Below are 21317 nucleotides of genomic sequence, written 5' to 3'. Positions count from 1 at the left end.
CGTGAACCAGCGGGCCACCATGCGTGCGCTCGTCTGAACGCCTGTGCAGGAGGGGAAGTGTCGGGCTCAAGGTTGGACTGTCCTGGTCAGACGTCTGAGGTACTGTCGCCTTCGTAGCCAATTCATCCCGCCAACTCCCCTCGGAGAAGGCGAGGAGGAGCGTCGAGCGTGCGGTGGTTGCTTCCAGATGTGGTCGAGCAGGAAGTGGCGTCCCTGGCGGGGGAGTTGTCACTGCACCCGCTCGCGGCGAAGGTGCTCCTGCACCGTGGCTACCGCACCCCTGAGTCCGCGTCGGCGTTCCTGTCGGACCGGTTGGCGGACCTGCCGGACCCGTTCCGCATGAAGGGGATGCCGGGGGCCGTGGACCGCATCATCCGGGCGATTCGTTCGCGGGAGAAGGTGACGCTCTACGGGGACTACGACGTGGACGGCGTCTGCTCCACGTCGCTGCTGTACCTCTTCATGAAGGAGCTGGGCGCGCCGCCCGCGACGTACATCCCCCACCGGCTGGACGAAGGCTACGGCCTCAACGTCGGCGCGGTGGAGCGCATCGCCGCGGAGGGCACGCGGGTGCTGGTGACGCTGGACTGCGGCATCACCTCGGTGGCGGAAATCACCCGCGCCAAGGAGCTGGGCCTGGACGTGCTGGTGGTGGACCACCACACCGTGCCGCCCACGCTGCCGCCCGCGGTGGCGGTGCTCAACCCGCACCAGCCTGGCTGCGAGTACCCGACGAAGGCGCTGTGCGCCGCGGGCGTGGCCTTCAACTTCTGCATGGGCATCCGCAAGCGCCTGCGCGACGAGGGCTTCTTCGCCACCCGGAAGGAGCCCAACCTCCGGTCCATGATGGACCTGGTGGCGCTGGCCACGGTGGCGGACGTGGTGCCGCTCACCGGCGCCAACCGCATCCTGGTGACGCATGGCCTCCAGGAGCTGAGCGCGGGCCGCCGGCCGGGCGTGCGGGCCTTGAAGGAAGTGGCGGGCATGGACCCGGACGCCTCCGTCACCGCGGGGCAGGTGGGCTTCCGCCTGGGGCCCCGCATCAACGCGGCGGGCCGTCTGCATGACGCCTCGCTGGGCCTTCAGCTGCTGTGCTCGGAGTCCCCGGACACGGCGCGCTCACTGGCCGCGGTGTTGGACAGGGCCAACGCGGAGCGCCAGGGCATCGAGAGCAGCATCCTCACGCAAGCGCTGGCCCAGGCGGAGTCGCTGAAGGACGCGCGCGGCCTGGTGCTGTACGACGAAGGCTGGCACCCGGGCGTCATCGGCATCGTCGCCTCGCGCGTGGTGGAGCGCTTCTACCGGCCCACCGTCATGGTGGGGGTGAAGGACGGCGTGGGGAAGGGCTCGGCGCGCAGCATCGAGGCCTTCCACCTCCATGACGCGCTCAGTGGCTGCGCGGAGATGCTGACGCGCTTCGGCGGCCACAAGCACGCCGCGGGGCTCACCATCGACGCGGAGCGGCTGCCCGCCTTCCGGGAGGCCTTTGAGAAGATTGCCTACCAGCGCCTCACGCCGGAGGACCTCATCCCCCGGTGCCGCGTGGACGCGGTGGTGAATCCCAACGAGTTGGACGCTCACGCCGTTGAGTCGCTCCAGCGGCTGGGCCCCTTCGGGCAGGGCAATCCGGAGCCCGTGCTGGTGCTGCGCCGGCAAGTGGCTCGCCCGCGCGTGCTGCAGCCCAAGTCCGGCACGGGCAGCGGCCATCTCAAGCTGGCCCTGGCGGACGCGCCGGAACTGGACGCCATCGGCTTCAACATGGCGGACCGGGCCACGCTGGTGGATGGCCCGGTGGACCTGGCGTTTCAGGCCGGCTTCGACACGTTCCGAGGCCAGCGCAAGCTGTCTCTGCGGCTCAAAGACGTGCGCGTGGCCGCCTAGCGGCCGTGGCGCTCAGGCAATGCCCCAGCGGACGCGGCCCGGCGTCATCAGCGCGCCGACGCGGGCCAGCTCGTTGAAGCGGAAGCGCTCCGCCTGCCTTTCGAAGGCGTGGCGGCACCGCTCCGAGCAGAAGAAGTAACGGCGCTTCTTGTACTCGGCGGTGGGACGGCCCTCGGGTGTGTCCAAGGTCTTCCCACATACGGGGTCCAAGTGCTGTCCTTGTCCCTGCGCGTTCTTCATCGCTCGCCTCCCAGCCCCCAGGGGAACCCAGGTTCCCATCCCGGTGGAAATAGGAGCACACGGCGTGCCAGTCCCAACTCCTTGAAGTCGCAAGGAGGGGGCACGGGCGAAGAGGGGAGGCGGTGGAAAAAACTTCATGGCCGCCCGCCGGATGCAGCGCGGCGAGCGGCCGGTGAAGGCGACTTCAGAAGGCGGTGCCGAGGCTGCCGCCCAGGAAGAAGTCGTTGTGGTAGCCCCGGCGGTAGCCCATGGCCTCCAGCCGGAAGGCGAGGCGGAAGTTACCGGAGGAGGTCAGCCGGGGCCGGCCGCGGAAGCCCACGCCGTACTGAAGCAGCGGCTTGCTGCCGCTCACCTTCGTCTCCACCGTGTCGATGGTGATGGTCGACGTCGTGTACGCGATGCCGCCACCCGCCTGGGCGAAGAAGCCGAAGTCGGACTTGCCGAGCTTCAGCTCATAGGCCGGGGCAATGGTGAAGTAGTGGAGGTGCGTCTTGCCCTGGATGAAGTCGGTGCCGTCGCTGGTGCCGCCGAACGTCCAGCGCACGTCGGCCCAGAGGGCCTCGCGAAGCGACTCGTTGTCGAGGATGCGGCCGTACTCCCACGTGGCGCGCACGCCCAGGCCCAGGCGCGTCTCCGCGGCCCGGCCGCGCGGGCTGTCCAGGAAGAGGGCGCCGGTGATGAACTCCATGGCCACGCCCAGGTTCGGGTCGTCGAGCCCGGAGAGGGGTTTGAAGCCGTCCTCGCCGTCGTCGTACTCCTGCTCGGAGACGCGGCGGAAGTCGTCCGCCTCGTCCACCTTGGGGCGGACGCCGTCATAGGAGTCGGAGGCGTCGTTGGCGGGCTCCTCGTCCGGGTAGGCGTAGGGGTCGTCCTCGTCCTGGGCCAGGGCGGGGGCGGACAGGGCGAGGCTGCCCAGGGCGCAACGCAAGAGCCACGTCTTCACGGAAGCAGTCCTCATGCTCACAGGTCCAGGCGGGGGCAGGTGGTGCCACCCGCGGTGCTGGGCGGGCACATGTTGGGGTCGTTGCCGACGAGCTGCTCACGCGGAATCTGGAGGTGGTCCATCAGCTCGTTGCAGACGGCCTCCTTCAAGCGCAGGTCGGTGATGTGGGTGATGATGGCGCTGGCGGCCACGGCCAGGGTGAAGCGGGACTGGTCCGCCAGCGTGGCGCGCGCCAGCTGGTAGAGGCCGGGCGTCGTCGTGCTCTCGTCGTTGTACGAGGCGACGATGGCGCGCAGCAGCACGTCGCGCTGACCGGTGGCCTCGCCGGCCTGGTAGAGCGCGCTGGCGAGCAGCGTGCCCACCCGGTACTCGTTGCCGCTGAACGCGCTCAGGTTCTGGTTGTACAGCTGGTTCAGCAGGGACGCGTCCATGCAGCGGTCCACGCGGGCCAGGTCCCGGTCCTCGGTGACTTGCCCGTACAGGTTGCCGTGGAAGGACGTGGAGAAGAAGCGCGTGTCACAGCCCTTGCCGCCCTGGGTCGTCTGGCAGGTGGCGCCGTACGCGTGGTAGTCCGCGAGCCCCTCGTCGAAGGACTTGAGGATGTTGGCGCCCGGGCTGGCGCCGGCTTGCTGCCACAGCGTGAGCGCCTCCGGGAACTGCTGGCCGTTGTAGGCCTTCAGGTTGAAGACGCGGTGCGCGTATTCGTGGGCGATGACGCCGGCGTTGATGGCCAGCGGGGCGCGCTGGAGCTTGTCGAAGGGCAGCACCAGGAACGACTCCAGCACGGAGAAGTACATGGCGTTGTCGCTCATCGGGTCCTTGTCCACGTCCGCGAGCACGAACTCCGGGAAGTAGTACGTGGTGACGGGGTCCTTGAAGTCCGCAGCGGGGATGTTGCCCACGACGCGGAAGTAATCGTAGGCGCGCTCCATGCTGTAGTACGCCGTCACCATGTTCCAGGTGTGGAAGTCCGCCGGCCAGAGGACGCCGCCCTGGGAGATGTAGTTGGCGCTGACGTCACGGCCGGCGTTCTTGAGCAGCGCGTTGGCGTAGCCTTCCGGCGTGGTGGCGTTGTTCAGGTCCGGGTCCTGGGAGTCGATGACGATGCGTGCGCCTCCCTGGAGGTCGGCCACCGTGCCCTTGAGGCCGACGATGTCGGAGATGGTCTTCAGCTCCACCTCCTGGGGGACGTACTGGCCATTGCTGGAGAGCACCAGGGCGCTGACCTTGACGGGCGCGGTCGAATCGGGCGCACAGCCGGCGGCCAGTCCGAGCGCGGCGGTCGAGGCGATGACTGTTCGGAGCATGCCGCCGTTTTACTCCGGACCGCCCGGAACGTGTATTCCCCCCGGCCGTCACATTCGCGAGCACGGCGGCCGGCCAGCCGGTGCGCCTGGGGCCCCGCGGGCGGCCTTGGAACCCGGAATCCGCACTGATTCCGACGGTTTGAGACGTACCCGGGGCGCTCGGACTCCTTGACGCGTCGTTTCCGCGATCCGTATGGTGCTTCGCCTTCTCCCCCCCTTCGAATCCAGCAGGCGGTGCCATGGCAGTCCCGTTCATCTCCGAGGTCAAGCGTACCCACACTTGCGGTCAGCTCACCGCGACCAACGTCGGCGAGGAAGTCGTCCTCTTCGGCTGGGTGCACAACCGCCGGGACCACGGCGGCGCGGTGTTCATCGACCTGCGAGATCGGGATGGCCTCACGCAGGTGGTGTTCGAGCCGGACCACGCGGAGGCGCACGCGCTCGCCGGCAGCCTCCGGCTGGAGTACTGCGTGGGCGTGCGCGGCAAGGTCGTCTCGCGCGGGAAGAACGTGAACCCGAAGATGAAGACGGGTGAAATCGAGGTCCGGGCCAGCGACCTCACCATCTTCAACCGTTCGGAGCCGACGCCGTTCCCCGTCGAGGACAGCATCGACACGTCCGAGGAGAAGCGCCTGGCCCACCGCTTCCTGGACCTGCGCCGCGCGCCGCTCCAGCACTCGCTGATGACGCGCTCGAAGATGAACGCGCTGACGCGCTCGTACATGGTGGACAACGGGTTCCTGGAGCTGGAGACGCCCTTCATGGGCAAGTACACGCCGGGCGGCGCGCGCAACTTCCTGGTCCCCAGCCGCCTCAACGCGGGCAAGTTCTACGCGCTGGCGGAGAGCCCGCAGCTCTACAAGCAGCTGTTCATGGTGGCGGGCTTCGACCGGTACTTCCAGATCGTCAAGTGCTTCCGCGACGAGGACCTGCGCGTGGACCGGCAGCCGGAGTTCACGCAGATCGACGTGGAGATGAGCTTCGTCACCCAGGACGACATCTTCACGATGATTGAGGGCCTGCTGAAGAAGCTGTGGGGCGAGGTGCTGGGCATCGACATCCCCACGCCCTTCATGCGGATGGACTTCTATGAGTCCATGGCGAAGTACGGCAACGACAAGCCGGACCTGCGCTTCGGGCTGGAGCACGTGGTGCTCACCGACCTGATTCGCGAGCACGGCGAGGGCGGCGGCGTCCCGATGATTTGGGAGGCGGTGCAGAACAAGGGCATCGTCAAGGCCATGGTCGTCCCCGCGGAGAAGGCGATGAGCCGCGCGGAGAGCGACAAGCTGGAGGAGTTCGCCAAGCAGGCGGGCGCCAAGGGCCTGGCCCGCGCGAAGGTGGCGGAGGGGGGCGAGTGGACGCAGTCCCCGCTGTCCAAGACGATCAGCCCCGCGCTGCGGCAGGCCATCAACCAGGCCGTGGGCGCGAAGACGGGCGACCTCCTCCTGTTCCAGTTCGGCAAGGAGGCGCTGGTCCACACGGTGATGGCCAACCTGCGCGTGCACGTGGCCAAGAAGCTGGGCCTGATTCCGGAGTACGGCAGCGGCGGCCAGTGGAAGTTCCTGTGGGTCGTGAACCCGCCGCTGTTCGAGTACGACGACGAGACGAACACCTGGGCGGCGGCGCACCACGCCTTCACGCGTCCGCACGACGAGGACGTGGCCTACCTGCTCACGGACCCGGGCCGGGTGAAGTGCCACCGCTATGACGTGGTGCTCAACGGCTTCGAGATTGGCGGCGGCTCCATCCGTCTGCATGACCCGAAGGTGCAGGCGGAGGTGTTCAAGGCGCTGGGCATCGGCGACGAGGACGCGCGCGCCAAGTTCGGCTTCCTGCTGGACGCGCTGAAGTTCGGCGCTCCGCCGCACGGCGGCATCGCGCTGGGCATGGACCGGCTGGCCATGCTGCTCACGGGCGCCGAGTCCCTGCGTGACGTGATTCCGTTCCCAAAGTCGAAGACGGGCACCGACCTGATGACGGGCGCCCCTGGCGACGTGGATGACCGGCAGCTGCGTGAGATTCACGTGCGGCCGGTGCCCGTGGCGCCCAAGGCCTAGTCCGTCAGACGCGAGCCCTCGCTCGCGCGGTCCCGCCACCCCTATTGACGCGGGGTGGCGGCGGGCCCGCCGTGCCCTGAACATGGCCACGGAGTGGAGTGCCGGTGCGCAACCGCGTAAACAGGGAGGGCCAAGGGAGGGGTAGGGCCAGATGAAGACGTTCCTCGTGGTCAATCCGCGCAGCGCCAACGGGCAGACGGGAAAGCGCTGGGCGGAGATTTCCGCGCAGGTCGGCAGGGCGCTGGGCGACTTCGGCCACGGCTTCACCCAGGGTGGCATGGACGCGGCGCGCATCACCCGCCAGGCGCTCCTGGACGGGTACGAGTGCATCGTCGCGGTGGGCGGGGACGGCACGCTCAACGAAGTCACCAACGGCTTCTTCGAGGACGGGAAGGCGCTGAATCCGAACGCGGCGCTGGGGCTGATTCCTCGGGGCACGGGTGGCGACTTCCGGCGCACCTTCGGGTGGGACCTGGAGCTGGCCTCGTCGTTGGAGCGGCTGCGCTCCGGGACGACAGAGCCGTTCGACGTGGGTCAGCTGGAGTTCATCGACCACGCGGGCCAGCCCGCCACGCGCTACTTCGCCAACATCGCCTCGTTCGGAGTGAGCGCGGTGGTGGCCCAGGAGGTCAACCAGAGCAGCAAGGCCCTGGGCGGCCACCTGAGCTTCATGTGGGGCACGCTGAAGGGGCTGGTGAAGTACTCGGAGCGGCAGGTGCGGCTGTCGGTGGACGGGGGCCCGGAAGAGGTGGTGAGTGTCACCGCGGTGGCCGTGGCCAACGGCCGCTACTTCGGCAGCGGCATGTTCGTCGCGCCGGACGCCGTCACCCACGACGGCCTCTTCGACGTCACCATCTGGTCCAACTACAGCCTGAGCGACTTCATCCTCAAGTCGAAGGGCGTCTACAACGGCTCGCACGTGAACTGGAAGGGCACCCGGCGCCTGCGCTGCCGCACCCTGCGCGCCGAGCCCGTGGACGGCGGCGACGTGTTCCTGGACGTGGACGGCGAGACGCCGGGCCGCCTCCCGTGCACCATGACGCTGCTGCCCGGGGCCATCCGCCTCAAGGTGCTGTAGCGCTCACGCGCCCCGATTCGTCGCCCGGTCGCCTGTCGAGCGACATGGCACTTGGGACGTGGGGCTGGACTGAGGCAACCTCCTGCATCCAGTGACGTCCGGCGTTAGGTGCGCTGGACGCTCGGCACCGTGCCCGCGGTGCCTGCTGTATTGGCCCAGGAGACGCGCCATGCCTCAAGAGCGAGGACCCGCACAGCTCGACCTCTTCACCGGCGCCGCCGTGGAGCCGCCCGCCAAGGGCCGCAAGGGCGCGCAGCCCGTGGAGCCCGCGGCCGTGCCGGCGTCGCTGGCCACGCTGGGGCGGGAGCTGCCGCAGGGCGTGTTCCTCGGGACGTCCTCGTGGACGTTCCCGGGGTGGTCCGGCATCGTCTATGACCATGAGGCCTCCGCCTCGCAGCTCGCGCGGGAGGGCCGGCCGCCTACGCGCACCATCCGGTGCTGCGCACGGTGGGCATCGACCGGACCTTCTACGGCCCCATCGCCTCCAGCGCCTTCGCCGAGTACGCCGCCCAGGTGCCGGACACCTTCCGCTTCCTGGTGAAGGCCCATGAGGTCTGCACCCTGGCGCGCTTCCCGCTGCACGAGCGCTACGGCGCGCAGCGGGGACAAGCCAACGAGCGCTTCCTCCATGCCGCCTACGCCACGGAGGCCGTCGTCATGCCCTTCGTGGAGGGGCTGGGAGAGAAGGCGGGGCCGCTCGTCTTCCAGTTCCCGCCGCAGGACCCGCAGGCGCTCGGCGGGCCCGCGCGCTTCGTGGAGCGGCTGCATGCCTTCTTCGCCGCGCTGCCGAAGGGGCCGCTGTACGCGGTGGAGCTGCGCAACGAGGAGCTGCTCACGGAGGGGCTGGCCCAGGCGCTGGCGGACGTGGGCGTCAGTCCGGTGCTGGCGGTGTGGGCGCACATGCCGCCCGTGGGCCGGCAGGCGAAGCTCACTCGCGCCTTCGAAGCCCGCGCGCTGGTGGTGCGGTGGATGCTCCCGCCGGACCTCGGCTACGAGGAGGCGCGCGCGCGTTACGCGCCATTCAACCAGTTGGTGGACGAGGACGTCCCCACGCGTGATGTCCTGGCCCGGGTGTGCCTGGCGGCGCTGCGCCGGGACAAGCCCACCTTCATCACCATCAACAACAAGGCCGAGGGCAGCGCGCCACTGTCCGCTATCAAACTGGCCGAGCGCGTCGTCCTGGGCAGGCGAGAAGAGGCCGAGCGTCAGGCCGCCCCCCGTTGAGTGTCACTTGCCACTGAGCACGCATCTTGCTTACCTGTGGGGCCATGACAGTCATGACGGTTGCGGCACTGGTGGTCCAGCTGATGTCCGCAGGGGGCGCAGGCGCCCAGGGCGAGCAGGCAGCCGGCCACCAGCAAGGCGACCCGGGCAGCATCTCCACGAACCTCTCCGCGCTGAAGGGCGAAGTCTCATCACTGTCCGAGCGCTTCAAGGCCGCCCGCGAGCGGCGCCGCTTGCAGGCGGAGAAGGAGAAGCAGGAGTGGGAGCGTGAGCCGAAGGCGCCTGCCGGTCCTCGACGCGAATGAGCCGCCGCTCCCGCCCGAAGGGCCGGAGCCGCCGCCTCCCGAGGACGAAGCTGTAGAAATTCCCATCGATGGGAACCTGGACCTGCACCTCTTCCACCCGCGCGACGTGAAGGACCTGGTGGTGGAGTACCTCTGGGCGTGCCGGCAGAAGGGCGTCCTGGATGTGCGCATCATCCACGGCAAGGGCACCGGTGCGCTGAGGCGCACCGTGCAGTCGCTGCTCCCCAGACTGCCAGAGGTGGAGTCGTTCCGTTCCGCGCGCGAAGGGGACGGAGGTTGGGGCGCGACGTGGGTGCGCCTGCGCCCAGCGGACTACGACAGCCAGAAGTAGGCGGAGGCGATGAGGGCGCGCTTCTCCGTCACCTTCGCCTTGTTGGCCAGATCCGCCAACTGCCGGTCCTTGGAGGCGTACCGCTTCTCCTCCTCGTTGCGGAGCGAGGACAACTTGCGGCGGTACTCGCGCTCCATCCGGTCGGAGTTCGCGCGGGCCTTGGCCTTGTCGGCGATGTCCTCGGCCAGCCCGACCTGCTTGCGCGCTTCAATCCACGTCTGCCGCGCGGCTTCCACGGCCTCACGCGACTCCATGAGGCAGTCCTCGACGTAGCGGTCCGCGCGCTCCTTGGCCTTGTCCAGCTCCAGGGCGTTGCGCCGCTCCGCGGCCCGGACGATTTCGTCCTTCGCCGCCATCAGCGCCTGCTCCTGCATCAGTTGCACGGACACCGGCGCGGGCTGACGCCGCCGCTCCGGCTTCGCCGCCAGCTTCACGAAGTGCGCGCCGTCCGCCATGGGCAGGGCGCGGAAGCCGTCCCTGTCGCGCACGAGCACCAGGTGGGCCAGCTTCTCCTCGGGCTTGAGGCCGGTCGTCTCGAACTTGTACGCGAACCACCAGCCCTCGCTGCCCGCGAGCCGCGCCAGCCGTGACGGCAGTCCCGCCGCGTCCAGTTGCAGGTAGCTCACCGCGTCCTGGGTGCGCTCCTTGACGGCATAGGCGGCCTTGGCCACCTCCAGCCGCCCCGAGTTGCGGCTGCCCAGCACGGACGCGGTGAGGGCACGGGCCTCCTGCTGACGCTTGGCCAGGGCCTCCTTCGTCTGCTCGTTCTGTCCGCGCAGCCGGCGCCGCACGTCGCCGTCGAAGCGCTCCAGCACCACCGAGCGCATCTCCGTCATGCGCTTGCTGATGCGGCCTTCCAACTCCTCACGGAGCTTGTCGAAGGCGATGTTGATGTCCTCGGGCTTCCGGCAGGACTGGTAGATGTCCAGGACGCGCCGCTCGAAGTCGACGCCGCTCTCCAGCGCACCCAGGATTTCGTCGGACGCGCCGAACACGCCGTCGAAGAGGTTCAGCTTCTTCTCCAGCAGCTCGAAGAGGCGGGCGTCCGCCGCGTTCATCCGGTTGAGGAAGTTGATGACCAGCACGTCCCGCTGCTGGCCGTACCGGTGGCAGCGGCCGATGCGCTGCTCCACGCGCTGCGGGTTCCAGGGCAGGTCGTAGTTCACCACCAGGTTGCAGAACTGGAGGTTGAGGCCCTCGGCGCCCGCCTCGGTGCAGATGAGGATCTGCGTGCGGTGGCGGAACTCCTCCACCAGCGCGCGCCGGTCCTCGGGCGTGCCCGCGTCTCCGGACAGCAGGGAGATCTTCCCCTGGTAGCCGCTCTCCGACAGGAGGTTGAAGAGGTACTGCTGCGTGCGCTTGGACTCGGTGAAGATGAGCGCCTTCTCCGGCCAGCCGTGCGACTTCATCACGGCGAAGGTCCGGTCCAGGCCGCGCTTGAGCGCCTCGCCCTTGGCGTTGACCTTGATGGAGTCCGCCAGGTCCGCGTACTGGCGCAGCTCCCAGACCTCCTGCTCCAGCGCGCGGACGTTGGGCGCCTTGGCGGGGTCGTCCGACCACTCTTCGCCCTCCTCGACGAACTGCTTGGCCTCCTCGGGCTCGAACATCGCCAGGGCCTGCTGGCCCAGCTTCGCCGCCTGGAGCCGCTTCTCCAGGTTGTCCGACAGCCGGCGGAGCGTGGGGGCGATGGCGTAGGTGGAGGACGCCAGCAGCTTGCGGTAGCAGAGCGTCAGCAGCGTCTTCTTGCCGGGCTCAATCGCCGCGGCCTCGGAGCGCTGGAGGTACTCGCTGACCTTCTCGTAGAGGTCGTGCTCCTCCGGGGAGGGGGTGAAGTCCTCCACGATGGAGCGGCGGTTGGTGTAGCGGACGTATTCGCGCACCTGCCGGCGCAGGGTGCGCTGCACCACGGGGGCCAGCCGCTCCTTCAGCTCGATGGCGGCGGCCTCCGGCATGCCACCGGCCTCGTCCGTCCGGTAACGGCTGCGGAAGGCGTGCTCGGGCCCGAGGATCTGCTCGTCCAGCAGGGACATCAGCCCGAACAGCTCCATCAAGTCATTCTGGAGCGGGGTGGCGGTGAGCAGCAGCTTGGGCTTGCCGGCCAGGGACGCCTTCAGGGCCTGGCCCATCTTGTTGTTGGCCCGGTGCGCGTTGCGCAGGCGGTGGGCCTCGTCGATGACCACCAGGTCCCACGGAATCTCTGCCGTCAGGTGCGCCTTGTTCGCCGCGAAGGGGTGTGAGCAGATGACGGGGAAGGGCTGGTCGAAGCAGTTCCCGGTGGCGCGCACGGTGCGGCCGTCCACCAGGACGCTGTCCAGGTCGAACTTCTCCCGCAATTCGCTGTTCCACTGCGCGCGCAGCGTGGCGGGCGCCAGGATGAGGATGCGCGACTTCCCCTCGGCCATCAGCTGGGCGATGACGAGCCCTGCTTCAATGGTCTTCCCCAGGCCCACCTCGTCGCCCAGCATGCAGCCGCCGCGCGACAGCGAGTCGAGCGCGAACATGGCGCCTTCGACCTGGTGCGGGTTGAGGTCCACCTTCGCTTCCGACAGCGCTCCCGCCAGCCGTTGCTGCGTGTCACCGCTGCGGGCCAGCAGTTCCTCTGCCAGCAGCCGCTCATGGAAGGGCGTCAACGCCGTGGGGGCCGCCGCCGACTCGGACTCCATCCGTGCCGCCACCGCCGCCGCCGCCGCGTCCGCCTCAACCTCCACCCTGAATCCCCTCGCGACCTCCGCCAAGACCGTCTCCATCCGTGGTGTTTTCGAGGTCGCCCACCGTCACGGCGGGCGAGGACCGGCCATTTTGTTGACGCGCGCCTATCTGTAAAGGGGGTCGTGTCCGAGGCCGAAAAATCGGCCTCCGCGCGATTGGCATGCTTCTTTGCGAGCGGCGTCGATACACGTTGACTGCACACTGCGTACAAAACTTTCGCTGGACTTGACGCAGAGGCCTAGAGCAGTCCGCGCGCCTTCACGTCCAGGTAGGCGTTGAGCGTGGCCGCGCCGAAGCCGCGCGCGGGGCTCGGATCACCAGCGCGCCCGCGTCCCGCAGGGTGGTGGCCGTCCGCCGGTACTCCGTCTCCAGCCGTGCCGCGGCCTGGCGCGCGTAGGCATCCTGCGTCTGTGTGGGCACACCGTGGGCCGCCGCCTGGACGTCCTCGTCCAACAGTGAGGCGACGACGGGCAGGTGCCGGGGGCGCAGCGCCAGCGTGCGCGTGAGGAGGCTGGCGGAGGCGTCCGGGTCCACCAGGTCCGTGAACAGCACCACCAGGGCGCGCCGCGTCTGGCGTGCAAAGGCGAAGTCGAAGGCGCGGCCGTAGTCGCTCTCCTCGAGCGCGGCCTCGGTGCGGTAGAGCGATTCGGTGATGAGCCGCAGGTGCTCGCGGCCCTTGCGTGGCGGCAGGTAGGCCCGCACGCCGCTGGCGAACGCCAGCACGCCGACCACGTCACCGGCCTCCAGGCCCACGCGCGCCAGCCGCAGCGCCGCGTCCACCGCATGGTCCAGCTTGCGCCGCTCCTGGATGCGGCCCGCCATGTGCCGGCCGCAGTCGAGCAGCAGGAGCACCGGCTGGTGCTGCTCCGGTTGCCACGTGCGCACCAGGGTGTGGGCGTGGCGCGCGGACGCCTTCCAGTCGATGTGGCGGTAGTCGTCGCCGGGGCGGTACTCGCGCAGCGACTCGAACTCCCGGCCCTCCGAGGCGCGCCGCCGCTGCGTGCGCGCGGAAGGGGCGTCCGAGGCGTGGGCCAGCGCCAGTGCTTCGCGGGTGAGCGCGGTGAGGTCCGGGTACACCTTGACGTCCATCGTCGCGGGGACGCGGACCTGTCGCGCGCACAGGCCCAGAGGGCCTCGCAGCCGCAGGTGCACGTCCCCGAAGCGGGCGTCACCCCGCGAAGGCGGCGTGACGAAGTAGGTGAGCTCTTGGGGCGTGGTCCGTGCCGCGGGCAGGGTGAGGGATTGCCGGTGCCCGCTGCTGGCCATGTCCTCGGGCGGCTCGTCGCGGACCTCCACGTGCAGCGGCGCGGTGCCGGCGTCCTGGCGCTCCAGCGCCACGTGCACGGCGTTGCGCGTGCCGGAGGAGAGGACGGGCTCCACGCGCCGCCAGACGCGGACGCTCTGGGCGCGCGGGGCCCGGAGGAAGTCCACGGCGCAGAGGGCCAGCACGGCCACGTCCGTCGCCAGCGCGAGCCAGCCGAACGCGGGGCTGGCCACCGCGAGCGCCGCCGGGAGGAGTCCCGCCGCCAGCAGGGCCACGGCGAGGCCGGTGGGGACGGGGCGCCCGGCGCTCACCGGGGCACTCGGACCCGCTCGAGCGTCTGCTTCAGCACGTCGTCCGCGGTGATGCCTTCCACCTCGGCCTCGGCCTTGAGGAGCAGCCGGTGGTTGAGGACGCTGAAGGTGACGGCCTTGACGTCATCCGGGGTGACGAAGTCCGTGCCCATCAGCGCGGCGCGGGCCTTGGAGGCCGCGAGCAGCGCCTGGGCCGAGCGGGGGCTGGCGCCCAGGCGCACGCGCGGGTTGGTGCGCGTCTCCCGGACGATGGCCACCACGTACTGGATGATGGAGTCGTCACACGACACGCGGGCGGCGTGCGACTGCAGCTCCAGCAGCGTGGGCGCATCCAGCACCTGGCGGGTGGTGGCCGGCTTGCCTTCGCGCTGGTGGAAGGCGCGGAGCATCGTCGTCTCCGCCGAGGCCTCCGGGTAGCCCACGCGCACGCGCATGAGGAAGCGGTCCAGCTGGGCCTCCGGCAGCGGGTAGGTGCCCTCCAGCTCCAGGGGGTTCTGCGTGGCCACCACGAAGAAGTGGGGCGGCAGCGCGTGGGACACGCCGTCGATGGTGACCTGCCGCTCCTCCATGGCCTCCAGGAGCGCGGCCTGCGTCTTGGGCGGGGTGCGGTTGATTTCGTCCGCGACCACCACCTCCGTGAAGATGGGGCCCTTCACGAGGCGGAAGGCGTGGTCCTGGGGCTGGAAGACGTTGGTGCCCAGGATGTCCGCCGGCATCAGGTCCGGGGTGAACTGGATGCGCGTGAAGAGCAGCCCCAGCGCGCCGGCCATGCTGCGCGCGGTGAGCGTCTTGGCCACGCCGGGCACGCCCTCCAGCAGCACGTGGCCGCGCGCGAGGAAGGCCGTCACCAGGTCCTCCAGCACGCGCTGCTGTCCGAAGACGGCCGCGTCGAGCGCGGCGGTGAGACGGGAGAGGGGAGAGGCGTCGGACATGGTGGCCGGTGACGCTAGCCCGCTGCCGCGGAGGGCGGCAGCGCTTTTTCATTCGAGGCGCGGAGGCTCAGTGCGAGGACTGGCCCTTGAGCCCCAGCAGCGTGCCGCCCAGCGTGGCGACCGCGCCCAGGACGGCCACGTAGACGCCGAAGCTGGGCGACGAGTTCATCATCTCCGAGTTGCCGATGGGCGTGGGCACCATCGTCGTGTCGGACGACACCTTGATGAACACGACGCACCAGATGAGGCACACGATGCTGATGATGAGCTGGCCCATCCACGGCACCACCGGGTTCACGTTCGGGAGCGAGCCCTTGACGCGCACCGTGACGGCCGTGAGCAGGAGGATGGACATGATGAAGGCGCCCGCGCCCAGGCTCATCAAGCCGAGCACGTCCCCATCCACCGCCGTCTCCTTCCACGGCATGAAGCAGGACATCAGCACCACCGCCGCGCCCCAGAACGCGACCTTGTCGCCACCCTGGAGCTGAGCGAACAGCTCCTTCGCGTCACGGATGAGCTCATCCGGGTCGGTGACGGCGCTGCCCCGGTCGTACGAGTCCGAGCGGTCCCACGGGTCCACCGAGGCCGCGGGCTCGGGAGCGGGCGCCTTGCGAGGCGCGGGCCGAGGCGCCGCTGCACGCGCCGCACGCTGCTGCGGCGCACTGCGGGCGACGTCCTCCATGCTCCGGATGTTGGTGGAGTCCGAGTCGGGCGGCGGCGCGGCGGCGGGCCTACTCCCCGACTTGCCTGAGGCCGGACGTGGGCGCCGCGGGGAGGCGGCCGGCGGCTCGGCGGGGGTCCTCCGCCGCGTCCGTGGACTCCTCAGACTCTTCGGCCGGCGGCTCCCCCGAGAGGAACGAGCCATCGATGATGTAATCGCAGACGGAACAGATGGACGTGTTGGCGGCTACCTTCGAGCCGCAGCCAGGGCAGTTCAGGACCAACGCTCCCGCGGAGAGAATCCACGTGTCATCTTCGGAGCGCCGGCCTTGCGTGTCAAACCCCTCGCGGCCTAACCCCTGGATTTTCGCGGGGAATTGACCTAGGCCCGCGCCATGCGCCGCTCGCACTCCGTCCGTACCCTGTCGACATGTGTCGTCGCTTTCTCGCTGCTGTCCGGATGCGTCCGTTCCGTGCCGCCGGTGAAGCCGCCTCCCGTGGACGCGCAGACGCTCGAGCGCATCCTGGCGTGGGAGGACGCGCGCTCGCTGGGAAATGGGGCCCTGGTGTCGCTGGCGGCCCGTGCACCGGATGCCCGGGTGCGTGCTCGGGCCCTGCGGGCGTTGGCGCGAATCCAGGACCCGGCCACCCTGGAGACCGTCATCGCGGGGCTGAAGGATGAGGACGCGGCGGTACGTGGCGAGGCGGTCTTCGCCGCGGGCGTGCTCGCCCTGTCCTGGGAGCCCCTGGTGGATGCCGAGCTTGCGGCGTTGGAGAAGGCGCTGCTCGAAGCCGGCGGACGGAGCGCGACGCGGACGTGCGGCGGGCGGTGGTGGAGGCCATGGGCCGGCTGGGGACGCCCAGGGCCGTGGCGTGGCTGTCCGAGCGGATGCGCGAAGCGGATGGGGCGGAGGCGGCCTGGGCCACGCAGGCGTTGGGCGTCCTCGCACGCACCCGCGGCGCGGCGGTGGTTGCCCAGGTGCCACTGGCGCCAGCGGAGGCGCTGCTCGCGGCCGAGCGGCCGGTGGAGGCGCGTCAGGCAGGGGCTCAATTCCTGGCCACCGTGAAGCGGCCCGAGGCCTTGCCCGCGCTGCGCCGCTGCCTGGGGGACGCGGACGCGGACGTGCGGGCCTCGTGCGCGAAGGGCTTCGGGGACGTGGGTGGTCCCGAGGATGCCGTGGTCCTCGGGCGGCTCTTGGAGGACACGGTTCCGCGTGTGGCGGCGGAGGCGGCGCGCTCGCTGGCGAAGCTGGCGGCGGCTTGCAGTGGACCGTGCACCGCGGTGGATGCGCTGGAGGCCTTGGCAGCGCGAGCCAGACGCGTGGCTCGGGGCATGGCGCCTCCGGCGGCGGCGGGGGCATCGGCGCCGGAGGGCGCGAAGGCGCCGGTGGAGACATTGGCGCGGTCGGCGGAGGGACACGCGCTGCTGGCGCTGGCGCAGCAGGGCCTGCCCGCCTTTGGGCGTCCCGTCCTGGAGTCGCTGCGGCTCGCGCTGGCGGACGCGGAGCGGGGCGCGGCCTCGGATGTCGCGCGAGCGGACCTGGCCTGGCTGGACTGCCGGCTGGCGGCGGCGGTGGACCGGCAGGAGGGCGCGCTGAAGGAAGTCCTGGGCTGTGGCTATGGGCGCGTGCCCGAGGCGCGCCGGTTGGCGCTGGGGCTGCGCGAGGTGGCTCAGGCGAAGGGGCAGGGAGGGGCGGGCTTCGCGGTGAAGTACCTGCGTCACCCCGAGGCGCGCGTGCGCCTGACGGCGCTGGAAGCCGTGTCCGCGCGGCCCGTGCCCGAGGCGGCGGCGCCGGTGCGTGAGCTCATCGAAGGCGAGGATGAAGTGGTGGCGGGCGCGGCGGCGGCGACCGCGGGTGTGCTCAAGGACGCGGCCGCGCTACCTGCCGTGGAGGCGCTGGCGGCACGTGTGCCGCAGACGCCGGGAGACCTGGCCGAGCCGGTGGCGGGCGCGCTGGTGGCGCTGCAGGGCCCGGCCGCCGAGCCCCGACTGCGTGAATGGCTGATGCACCCGCACGCCAACGTGCGGCGCGTGGCGGCGCAGGCCCTCACGCAGTTGACGGGGCAGCGGGTGCGCTCGGCGCGCGTGGAGCTGCCCGCGAACACCTTCCGGCCCGTGGCCGCTCCGGCGCGCGCGGGGCTCGTGCTGCGCACCGACAAGGGGGACATCACCGTGCGGCTGGACGTGGACGAGGCGCCCCTCACGTCGGGCAACCTCCACGCGCTGGCGCGCAAGGGCTATTTCAACGGCGTCACCTTCCACCGCGTGGTGCCGGACTTCGTCGCGCAGGGGGGAGACCCGCGCGGGGACGGTGAGGGCGGGCCGGGGTACTCCATTCGCTGCGAGATGACGCGTCGGCCCTACGGCCGGGGCACCCTGGGCATGGCCCTGGCCGGGAAGGACACCGGCGGCAGCCAGTTCTTCTTCACCCACGCCCCGCAGCCGCACCTGGATGGCCGCTACACGGCCTTTGGCGAGGTGGTGTCCGGCATGGACGTGGTCGACGCCCTCCTGGAAGGGGACGTCATCCGCGAAGTGCGCGCGGTGGAGCTGGCGCCCTGAAGCGTTGACTCAGGCGCCGCTGGCACGGGCCAGGGGCGCGGGAGGACCGAGCGGGTCGTTGTTCCAGCGCTCGTTCTCCGCCGCTTCCAAGGCCTCGACTTCCTGGCGGATGCGCTGCCACTCCGTCTCCGGAATGTTGAGGAAGGCCTCCGCCAGCGCCGGGTCGAACTGGGTGCCCGCGCAGCGGCGGATTTCATCCCGCGCCACGCTCATGGGCCGGCCCTTGCGGTAGGGCCGGTCGGACGTGATCGCGTCCACCGTGTCCGCGAGGCAGAAGATGCGCGCGCCCAGGACGATGTCCTCGCCCGCCAGGTTCTGCGGGTAGCCCTTGCCGTCCCAGCGCTCCTGGTGCTGGAGCACGATGAGCGCCGCTTCGTGCAGGTAGGGCATCTTCGCCAGCATCCGGTAGCCGAACTCCGGGTGCTTGCGCATCTCCACCCATTCCTCCGGCGTGAGCGGACCGGGCTTGAGCAGGATGGAGTCGCGCACGCCAATCTTCCCGATGTCGTGCAGCAGCGCGCCTTGCTCCACCACGTCCAGCGCTCCGCCCGTCATCCCCACCTCCTGGGCCAGCCGGCGGGAGTAGAGCGACACGCGGCGCGAGTGCCACTGCGTCTCCGTATCGCGGTAGTCCAGGGCGCTGATGAGCCCGTCGAGCAGCCCCGCGGTGCGCTCCACCACCCGCCGCTCCAGGTCGCGGTTGATGGCCACCAGCTCCGCGTTCTTCTCCGCGACCTCGCGCGACAGCCGCTCGTTGGCGTCCACCAGGCGGTAGTGCGCGAAGGCCTGCCGGACGCTGCTCGTCAGGTCGCTGAGTGACCAGGGCTTGCCCAGCAGCCGGAAGACCTCTCCGCGGTTGACCGCTTCGGAGGCGGTGCGGAAGTCCGCCGCCGCCGTCAGCATCAGCCGCACCGCCTTGGGGTTCTTCTCCCGAAGGGCGCCGAGCAGTTCGATGCCGTTGAGGTACGGCATCATGAAGTCCGTCAGCACGACCTGGAAGCCGACCTCCCGGGCGGCCGCCGCCGGGTTGCTGTGGGTGACGACGTCGTACCCCTCTGCCTGGAGGATGCGTGAGAGGGCGGCCAGGATGAGGACGTCGTCGTCCACGACGAGGATGCGATCCATGCCCGAGGTGCCTCCAGGACAGCGTGCTTGTACAGCTTTATACACGCCGCTACGCGCCCCCAAAAGGCCCCCCAGGCCGGTGATGGGCTTCTAAGCCATGGAAATCCTTGGAGGTTCTGCCATTCAGGAAGAGAGGCAGAACCACGTCACGCTTGCCTGGTCGCCAAGGTGTGATTTATGGTGCGCTGCAACGCTGGACTGTATCGCTAACCCCTTGGAATCGTGGAGCAATCTCCGATGGCAAAAGCCCCGGAAGGGCCCGTGCCGGTGGTGGTGATGGGGCTGGGGTTCATCGGTCAGGAAATTGCCCGGGCTGCGATGTCTTCACCTGAGGTGGAGCTCATCGGGGCCGTGGACGTGCAATCCGGCCTGGTGGGCCGCCCCTTGGGTGATGTCCTGGGAGGTCCCGCCCCTCGTGTGAAGGTCTCCGCCTCGCTGGCGCAGGCCGTGGGCAAGCGCAAGGGCGTGGTGGTGCTGCATGCCACCGGCTCGCGGCTGCCCAAGGTGTTCGACCAGGTGATGGAGGCGGTGAAGCTGGGACTGCCCGTGGCCAGCACCTGTGAGGAGCTGGCCTTCCCGTATCTGAAGTATCCGGAGCTGGCGGACGAACTGGACCAGGCGGCGCAGGAGGCGGGCGTTGCCGTGGTGGGGACCGGCGTCAATCCGGGCTTCGTGCTGGACCGGCTGGTGGCGGTTGCCGGTCAGGTGTGCGGTCCCGTCCGTCGTGCCACCGTCACCCGCGTGGTGGATGCGCGGACCCGCCGCCCGTCCTTGCAGCGGATTGTGGGCGCGGGGCTGACGGAGGAGGAGTTCTTCGAGCTGGTGGACAGTGAGCAACTGGGCCACGTTGGCCTTGTTGAGTCCGCGGCGCTCGCGGCCCTCGGCCTGGGGCTGGATTGCGACGACTTCGAAGAAGAAGTAGCCCCCGTGTTCGCCGAGGAGGACATCTCCGGCGGCGCGTTTCCCGTCAGGAAGGGAAGGGTGGCTGGCATGTTCCAGTCCGTGGTGGGGTTGGAGGACGGACAGGAGCGGGTGCGACTGGAGCTGACCATCGCGATGGGGGCGGATGACCCCAAGGACCGTATCGAAATCGACGCTGACCCGAAGCTGGTGTTGGAAATCCCGGGGGGAGTGGCGGGCGACCGGGCCACCGCGAATGCGCTGGTGAATGCCGCGCCACGCTTGACGGCCGCCGAAGCTGGGCTCCTCACGGTGCTCGAGCTTCCGGCCGGACGCTAGAGTCAGGAGAGGAAATGCTGGACAAGAACGCGATCGGCCGCGCCTCGCCGCCGACGCTGAACGAGGTCGAAAAGGGCGCCATCCGTCGGTTCGCGGAGGCCATCGGGGACTACAACCCCATCTACTACGATGAGGAGTACGCCCGGGCGTCGGGGTACCCCACCATCATCGCGCCCCCCACGTTCCCCGCGTCCTTCCACTCGGCGGCGGACCTGCGGGAGCTGCTGGGCGTGGGCATCAAGAGCCTGCTCCACGCGGAGCAGGGCTTCGACTACGAGCGGCCCATCTTCGCCGGGGACCGCATCTACGTCTCCACGCGCGTCTCCGACGTCTTCGAGCGGCCGGGCATGTCCGGGAAGATGGACATCGCGGTCATCGAGGATGAAGGCCGTGACGAGGAAGGCAACCTCGTGTTCCGCGCCCGCCGGACGCTGGTGGTCCGCGCCGCCAAGGAGACCCCGTGATGCCCGCGCGCAAGTTGTACTTCGAAGCCATCCGCGTCGGGGACGAGCTGCCCGCGCTGGCCAAGGCGCCCGTCGACCGCGTCCAGCTGTCGCGCTACGCCGGGGCGTCCGGAGACTTCAACCCGGTCCACGTGGACGAGCTCTACGCCAAGAGCGTGGGCATGCCGAGCGTCTACGCGCCCGGCATGCTCGTCATGGGCATGCTCGGCCAGCTCATCAGTGACTGGGCCCGGGGCGGGCAGATGCGGCGCTACAACGTGCGCTTCATCAAGATGGTGTGGCCGGGTGACACCGTCGTCTGCAAGGGCCGCGTGAGCGACCGGCACGGCTCCGGGGGCCGCTACTTCGTCGAAATCGACCTCTGGGCGGAGAACCAGAAGGGCGAACTGCTGATGAAGGGCTCCTCGCAGATCCAGCTCTTCTATTCGCTGGAGGACGAGAACCGGCAGCGCTCCGGCCAGTCCCCCATCGTGGTGGAGGTGCCTCGGGAGAGCCTGAGCAGCGCCAACGCCGCCGCGCCCGCCTCCGCCACCAGCGCCTCCGGTTCCAGCGAGGAGGGCGACGAGGCGGACGAGCGCCGCGAGGGCGTCACCTCCAAGAAGACGGTTCCCAGGGAAAAGCCGGCGGCCAAGACAGCCACGCTTCCCTCCGCCAAGAAGGCGAAGAAGTAGGCAGGCG

16 protein-coding genes and 3 pseudogenes are annotated in these 21317 nt (G+C 70.0%); 11 read left to right on the top strand and 8 right to left on the bottom strand.

Going from position 1 to position 21317, the window contains the following annotated elements; genetic code table 11:
* The first annotated feature begins 168 nt into the window (after nucleotides 1–168).
* On the top strand, nucleotides 169–1881 hold the full coding sequence (gene recJ, locus QEG98_RS24995; RefSeq protein ID WP_316563091.1) for a single-stranded-DNA-specific exonuclease RecJ: 1713 nt from the start codon (nucleotides 169–171) through the stop codon (nucleotides 1879–1881).
* 12 nt (nucleotides 1882–1893) lie between these two features.
* Here the strand turns inward: recJ and QEG98_RS24990 are convergent, their stop codons facing one another.
* From QEG98_RS24990 to QEG98_RS24980, 3 genes are all read right to left on the bottom strand, one after another.
* Nucleotides 1894–2121: a YHS domain-containing protein gene (locus QEG98_RS24990; RefSeq protein WP_011554678.1), complete on the bottom strand. Its 228-nt coding sequence runs from the start codon at nucleotides 2119–2121 to the stop codon at nucleotides 1894–1896.
* Nucleotides 2122–2305: 184 nt separating this feature from the next.
* On the bottom strand, nucleotides 2306–3064 hold the full coding sequence (locus QEG98_RS24985; RefSeq protein ID WP_090494333.1) for a hypothetical protein: 759 nt from the start codon (nucleotides 3062–3064) through the stop codon (nucleotides 2306–2308).
* A 17-nt stretch (nucleotides 3065–3081) separates the two neighbouring features.
* Entirely contained in the window at nucleotides 3082–4371 is a 1290-nt protein-coding gene (locus QEG98_RS24980; protein ID WP_090494331.1) for a hypothetical protein, read from the bottom strand.
* Nucleotides 4372–4610: 239 nt separating this feature from the next.
* On the opposite strand from QEG98_RS24980, the gene aspS reads away from it, so the two are divergent.
* The 5 genes and pseudogenes from aspS to QEG98_RS24955 all read left to right on the top strand — a co-directional run bounded on the left by aspS (nucleotide 4611) and on the right by QEG98_RS24955 (nucleotide 9369).
* Nucleotides 4611–6431 (top strand): aspartate--tRNA ligase, encoded by a 1821-nt coding sequence (gene aspS, locus QEG98_RS24975; RefSeq protein ID WP_316563090.1) that lies wholly within the window; start codon nucleotides 4611–4613, stop codon nucleotides 6429–6431.
* 151 nt (nucleotides 6432–6582) lie between these two features.
* Nucleotides 6583–7509 carry a diacylglycerol/lipid kinase family protein gene (locus QEG98_RS24970; RefSeq protein ID WP_141593630.1) on the top strand — a complete coding sequence of 309 codons (927 nt, stop codon included), beginning with the start codon at nucleotides 6583–6585 and terminating at the stop codon, nucleotides 7507–7509.
* A 169-nt stretch (nucleotides 7510–7678) separates the two neighbouring features.
* Nucleotides 7679–8733 (top strand): annotated as a pseudogene (locus QEG98_RS24965) (DUF72 domain-containing protein).
* A gap of 53 nt (nucleotides 8734–8786) precedes the next feature.
* On the top strand, nucleotides 8787–9038 hold the full coding sequence (locus tag QEG98_RS24960; RefSeq protein ID WP_316563089.1) for a hypothetical protein: 252 nt from the start codon (nucleotides 8787–8789) through the stop codon (nucleotides 9036–9038).
* Nucleotides 9001–9369: a Smr/MutS family protein gene (locus tag QEG98_RS24955; protein ID WP_316563088.1), complete on the top strand. Its 369-nt coding sequence runs from the start codon at nucleotides 9001–9003 to the stop codon at nucleotides 9367–9369. The genes QEG98_RS24960 and QEG98_RS24955 overlap by 38 nt, the downstream gene beginning before the upstream one ends.
* Here the strand turns inward: QEG98_RS24955 and QEG98_RS24950 are convergent.
* From QEG98_RS24950 to QEG98_RS24935, 4 genes and pseudogenes are all read right to left on the bottom strand, one after another.
* The gene (locus QEG98_RS24950) at nucleotides 9351–12116 is read right to left on the bottom strand and encodes an SNF2-related protein (protein ID WP_316563087.1); all 2766 of its coding nucleotides are present in this window, start codon (nucleotides 12114–12116) and stop codon (nucleotides 9351–9353) included. The two genes, QEG98_RS24955 and QEG98_RS24950, sit on opposite strands and share 19 nt — an antisense overlap.
* A 200-nt stretch (nucleotides 12117–12316) precedes the next feature.
* Nucleotides 12317–13653, bottom strand: a pseudogene (locus QEG98_RS24945) (DUF58 domain-containing protein).
* Nucleotides 13650–14585, bottom strand: a complete 936-nt coding sequence (locus QEG98_RS24940) for an AAA family ATPase (protein WP_090494318.1) — start codon at nucleotides 14583–14585, stop codon at nucleotides 13650–13652. Before QEG98_RS24940 ends, QEG98_RS24945 begins: the two are co-directional and overlap by 4 nt.
* Before the next feature lie 67 nt (nucleotides 14586–14652).
* Entirely contained in the window at nucleotides 14653–15270 is a 618-nt protein-coding gene (locus QEG98_RS24935) for a hypothetical protein (protein ID WP_316563086.1), read from the bottom strand.
* A gap of 373 nt (nucleotides 15271–15643) precedes the next feature.
* Between QEG98_RS24935 and QEG98_RS24930 the strand changes: the two are divergent.
* Both QEG98_RS24930 and QEG98_RS24925 read left to right on the top strand, forming a co-directional pair.
* Nucleotides 15644–15973: pseudogene (locus tag QEG98_RS24930) on the top strand (HEAT repeat domain-containing protein); the annotation flags it as partial.
* A 92-nt stretch (nucleotides 15974–16065) separates the two neighbouring features.
* Nucleotides 16066–17811 (top strand): peptidylprolyl isomerase, encoded by a 1746-nt coding sequence (locus tag QEG98_RS24925; RefSeq protein WP_316563085.1) that lies wholly within the window; start codon nucleotides 16066–16068, stop codon nucleotides 17809–17811.
* Between the two features lie 9 nt (nucleotides 17812–17820).
* On the opposite strand, the gene QEG98_RS24920 is transcribed toward QEG98_RS24925, so the two are convergent.
* On the bottom strand, nucleotides 17821–18936 hold the full coding sequence (locus QEG98_RS24920) for an HD domain-containing phosphohydrolase (RefSeq protein WP_090494314.1): 1116 nt from the start codon (nucleotides 18934–18936) through the stop codon (nucleotides 17821–17823).
* A gap of 237 nt (nucleotides 18937–19173) precedes the next feature.
* On the opposite strand from QEG98_RS24920, the gene QEG98_RS24915 reads away from it, so the two are divergent.
* Genes QEG98_RS24915 through QEG98_RS24905 form a run of 3 tightly spaced genes read left to right on the top strand, consistent with a single transcriptional unit; the run spans nucleotide 19174 to nucleotide 21310 of the window.
* Complete coding sequence (locus tag QEG98_RS24915; RefSeq protein WP_090494312.1) at nucleotides 19174–20175, top strand: dihydrodipicolinate reductase; 1002 nt, start codon at nucleotides 19174–19176, stop codon at nucleotides 20173–20175.
* Between the two features lie 14 nt (nucleotides 20176–20189).
* The gene (locus QEG98_RS24910; RefSeq protein WP_002636736.1) at nucleotides 20190–20639 is read left to right on the top strand and encodes a MaoC family dehydratase N-terminal domain-containing protein; all 450 of its coding nucleotides are present in this window, start codon (nucleotides 20190–20192) and stop codon (nucleotides 20637–20639) included.
* Nucleotides 20639–21310 (top strand): MaoC family dehydratase, encoded by a 672-nt coding sequence (locus tag QEG98_RS24905; protein ID WP_316563084.1) that lies wholly within the window; start codon nucleotides 20639–20641, stop codon nucleotides 21308–21310. The genes QEG98_RS24910 and QEG98_RS24905 overlap by 1 nt, the downstream gene beginning before the upstream one ends.
* Nucleotides 21311–21317 lie beyond the last annotated feature (7 nt).

This window comes from Myxococcus sp. MxC21-1 (assembly GCF_032612255.1).
Classification (GTDB): domain Bacteria; phylum Myxococcota; class Myxococcia; order Myxococcales; family Myxococcaceae; genus Myxococcus; species Myxococcus virescens.
Note: the sequence above shows the minus strand (reverse complement) of the source record. Positions and strands in the feature narration are given on the sequence as shown.

Excerpts from the sequence above, each read along its gene's own strand:
- QEG98_RS24990 (WP_011554678.1), bottom strand. The coding sequence starts at position 2,121 with ATGAAGAACGCGCAGGGACAAGGACAGCACTTGGACCCCGTATGTGGG.
- QEG98_RS24980 (WP_090494331.1), bottom strand. The coding sequence starts at position 4,371 with ATGCTCCGAACAGTCATCGCCTCGACCGCCGCGCTCGGACTGGCCGCC.
- aspS (WP_316563090.1), top strand. The coding sequence starts at position 4,611 with ATGGCAGTCCCGTTCATCTCCGAGGTCAAGCGTACCCACACTTGCGGT.
- QEG98_RS24970 (WP_141593630.1), top strand. The coding sequence starts at position 6,583 with ATGAAGACGTTCCTCGTGGTCAATCCGCGCAGCGCCAACGGGCAGACG.
- QEG98_RS24960 (WP_316563089.1), top strand. The coding sequence starts at position 8,787 with ATGACGGTTGCGGCACTGGTGGTCCAGCTGATGTCCGCAGGGGGCGCA.
- QEG98_RS24950 (WP_316563087.1), bottom strand. The coding sequence starts at position 12,116 with ATGGAGACGGTCTTGGCGGAGGTCGCGAGGGGATTCAGGGTGGAGGTT.
- QEG98_RS24940 (WP_090494318.1), bottom strand. The coding sequence starts at position 14,585 with ATGTCCGACGCCTCTCCCCTCTCCCGTCTCACCGCCGCGCTCGACGCG.
- QEG98_RS24935 (WP_316563086.1), bottom strand. The coding sequence starts at position 15,270 with ATGGAGGACGTCGCCCGCAGTGCGCCGCAGCAGCGTGCGGCGCGTGCA.
- QEG98_RS24920 (WP_090494314.1), bottom strand. The coding sequence starts at position 18,936 with ATGGATCGCATCCTCGTCGTGGACGACGACGTCCTCATCCTGGCCGCC.
- QEG98_RS24915 (WP_090494312.1), top strand. The coding sequence starts at position 19,174 with ATGGCAAAAGCCCCGGAAGGGCCCGTGCCGGTGGTGGTGATGGGGCTG.
- QEG98_RS24910 (WP_002636736.1), top strand. The coding sequence starts at position 20,190 with ATGCTGGACAAGAACGCGATCGGCCGCGCCTCGCCGCCGACGCTGAAC.
- QEG98_RS24905 (WP_316563084.1), top strand. The coding sequence starts at position 20,639 with ATGCCCGCGCGCAAGTTGTACTTCGAAGCCATCCGCGTCGGGGACGAG.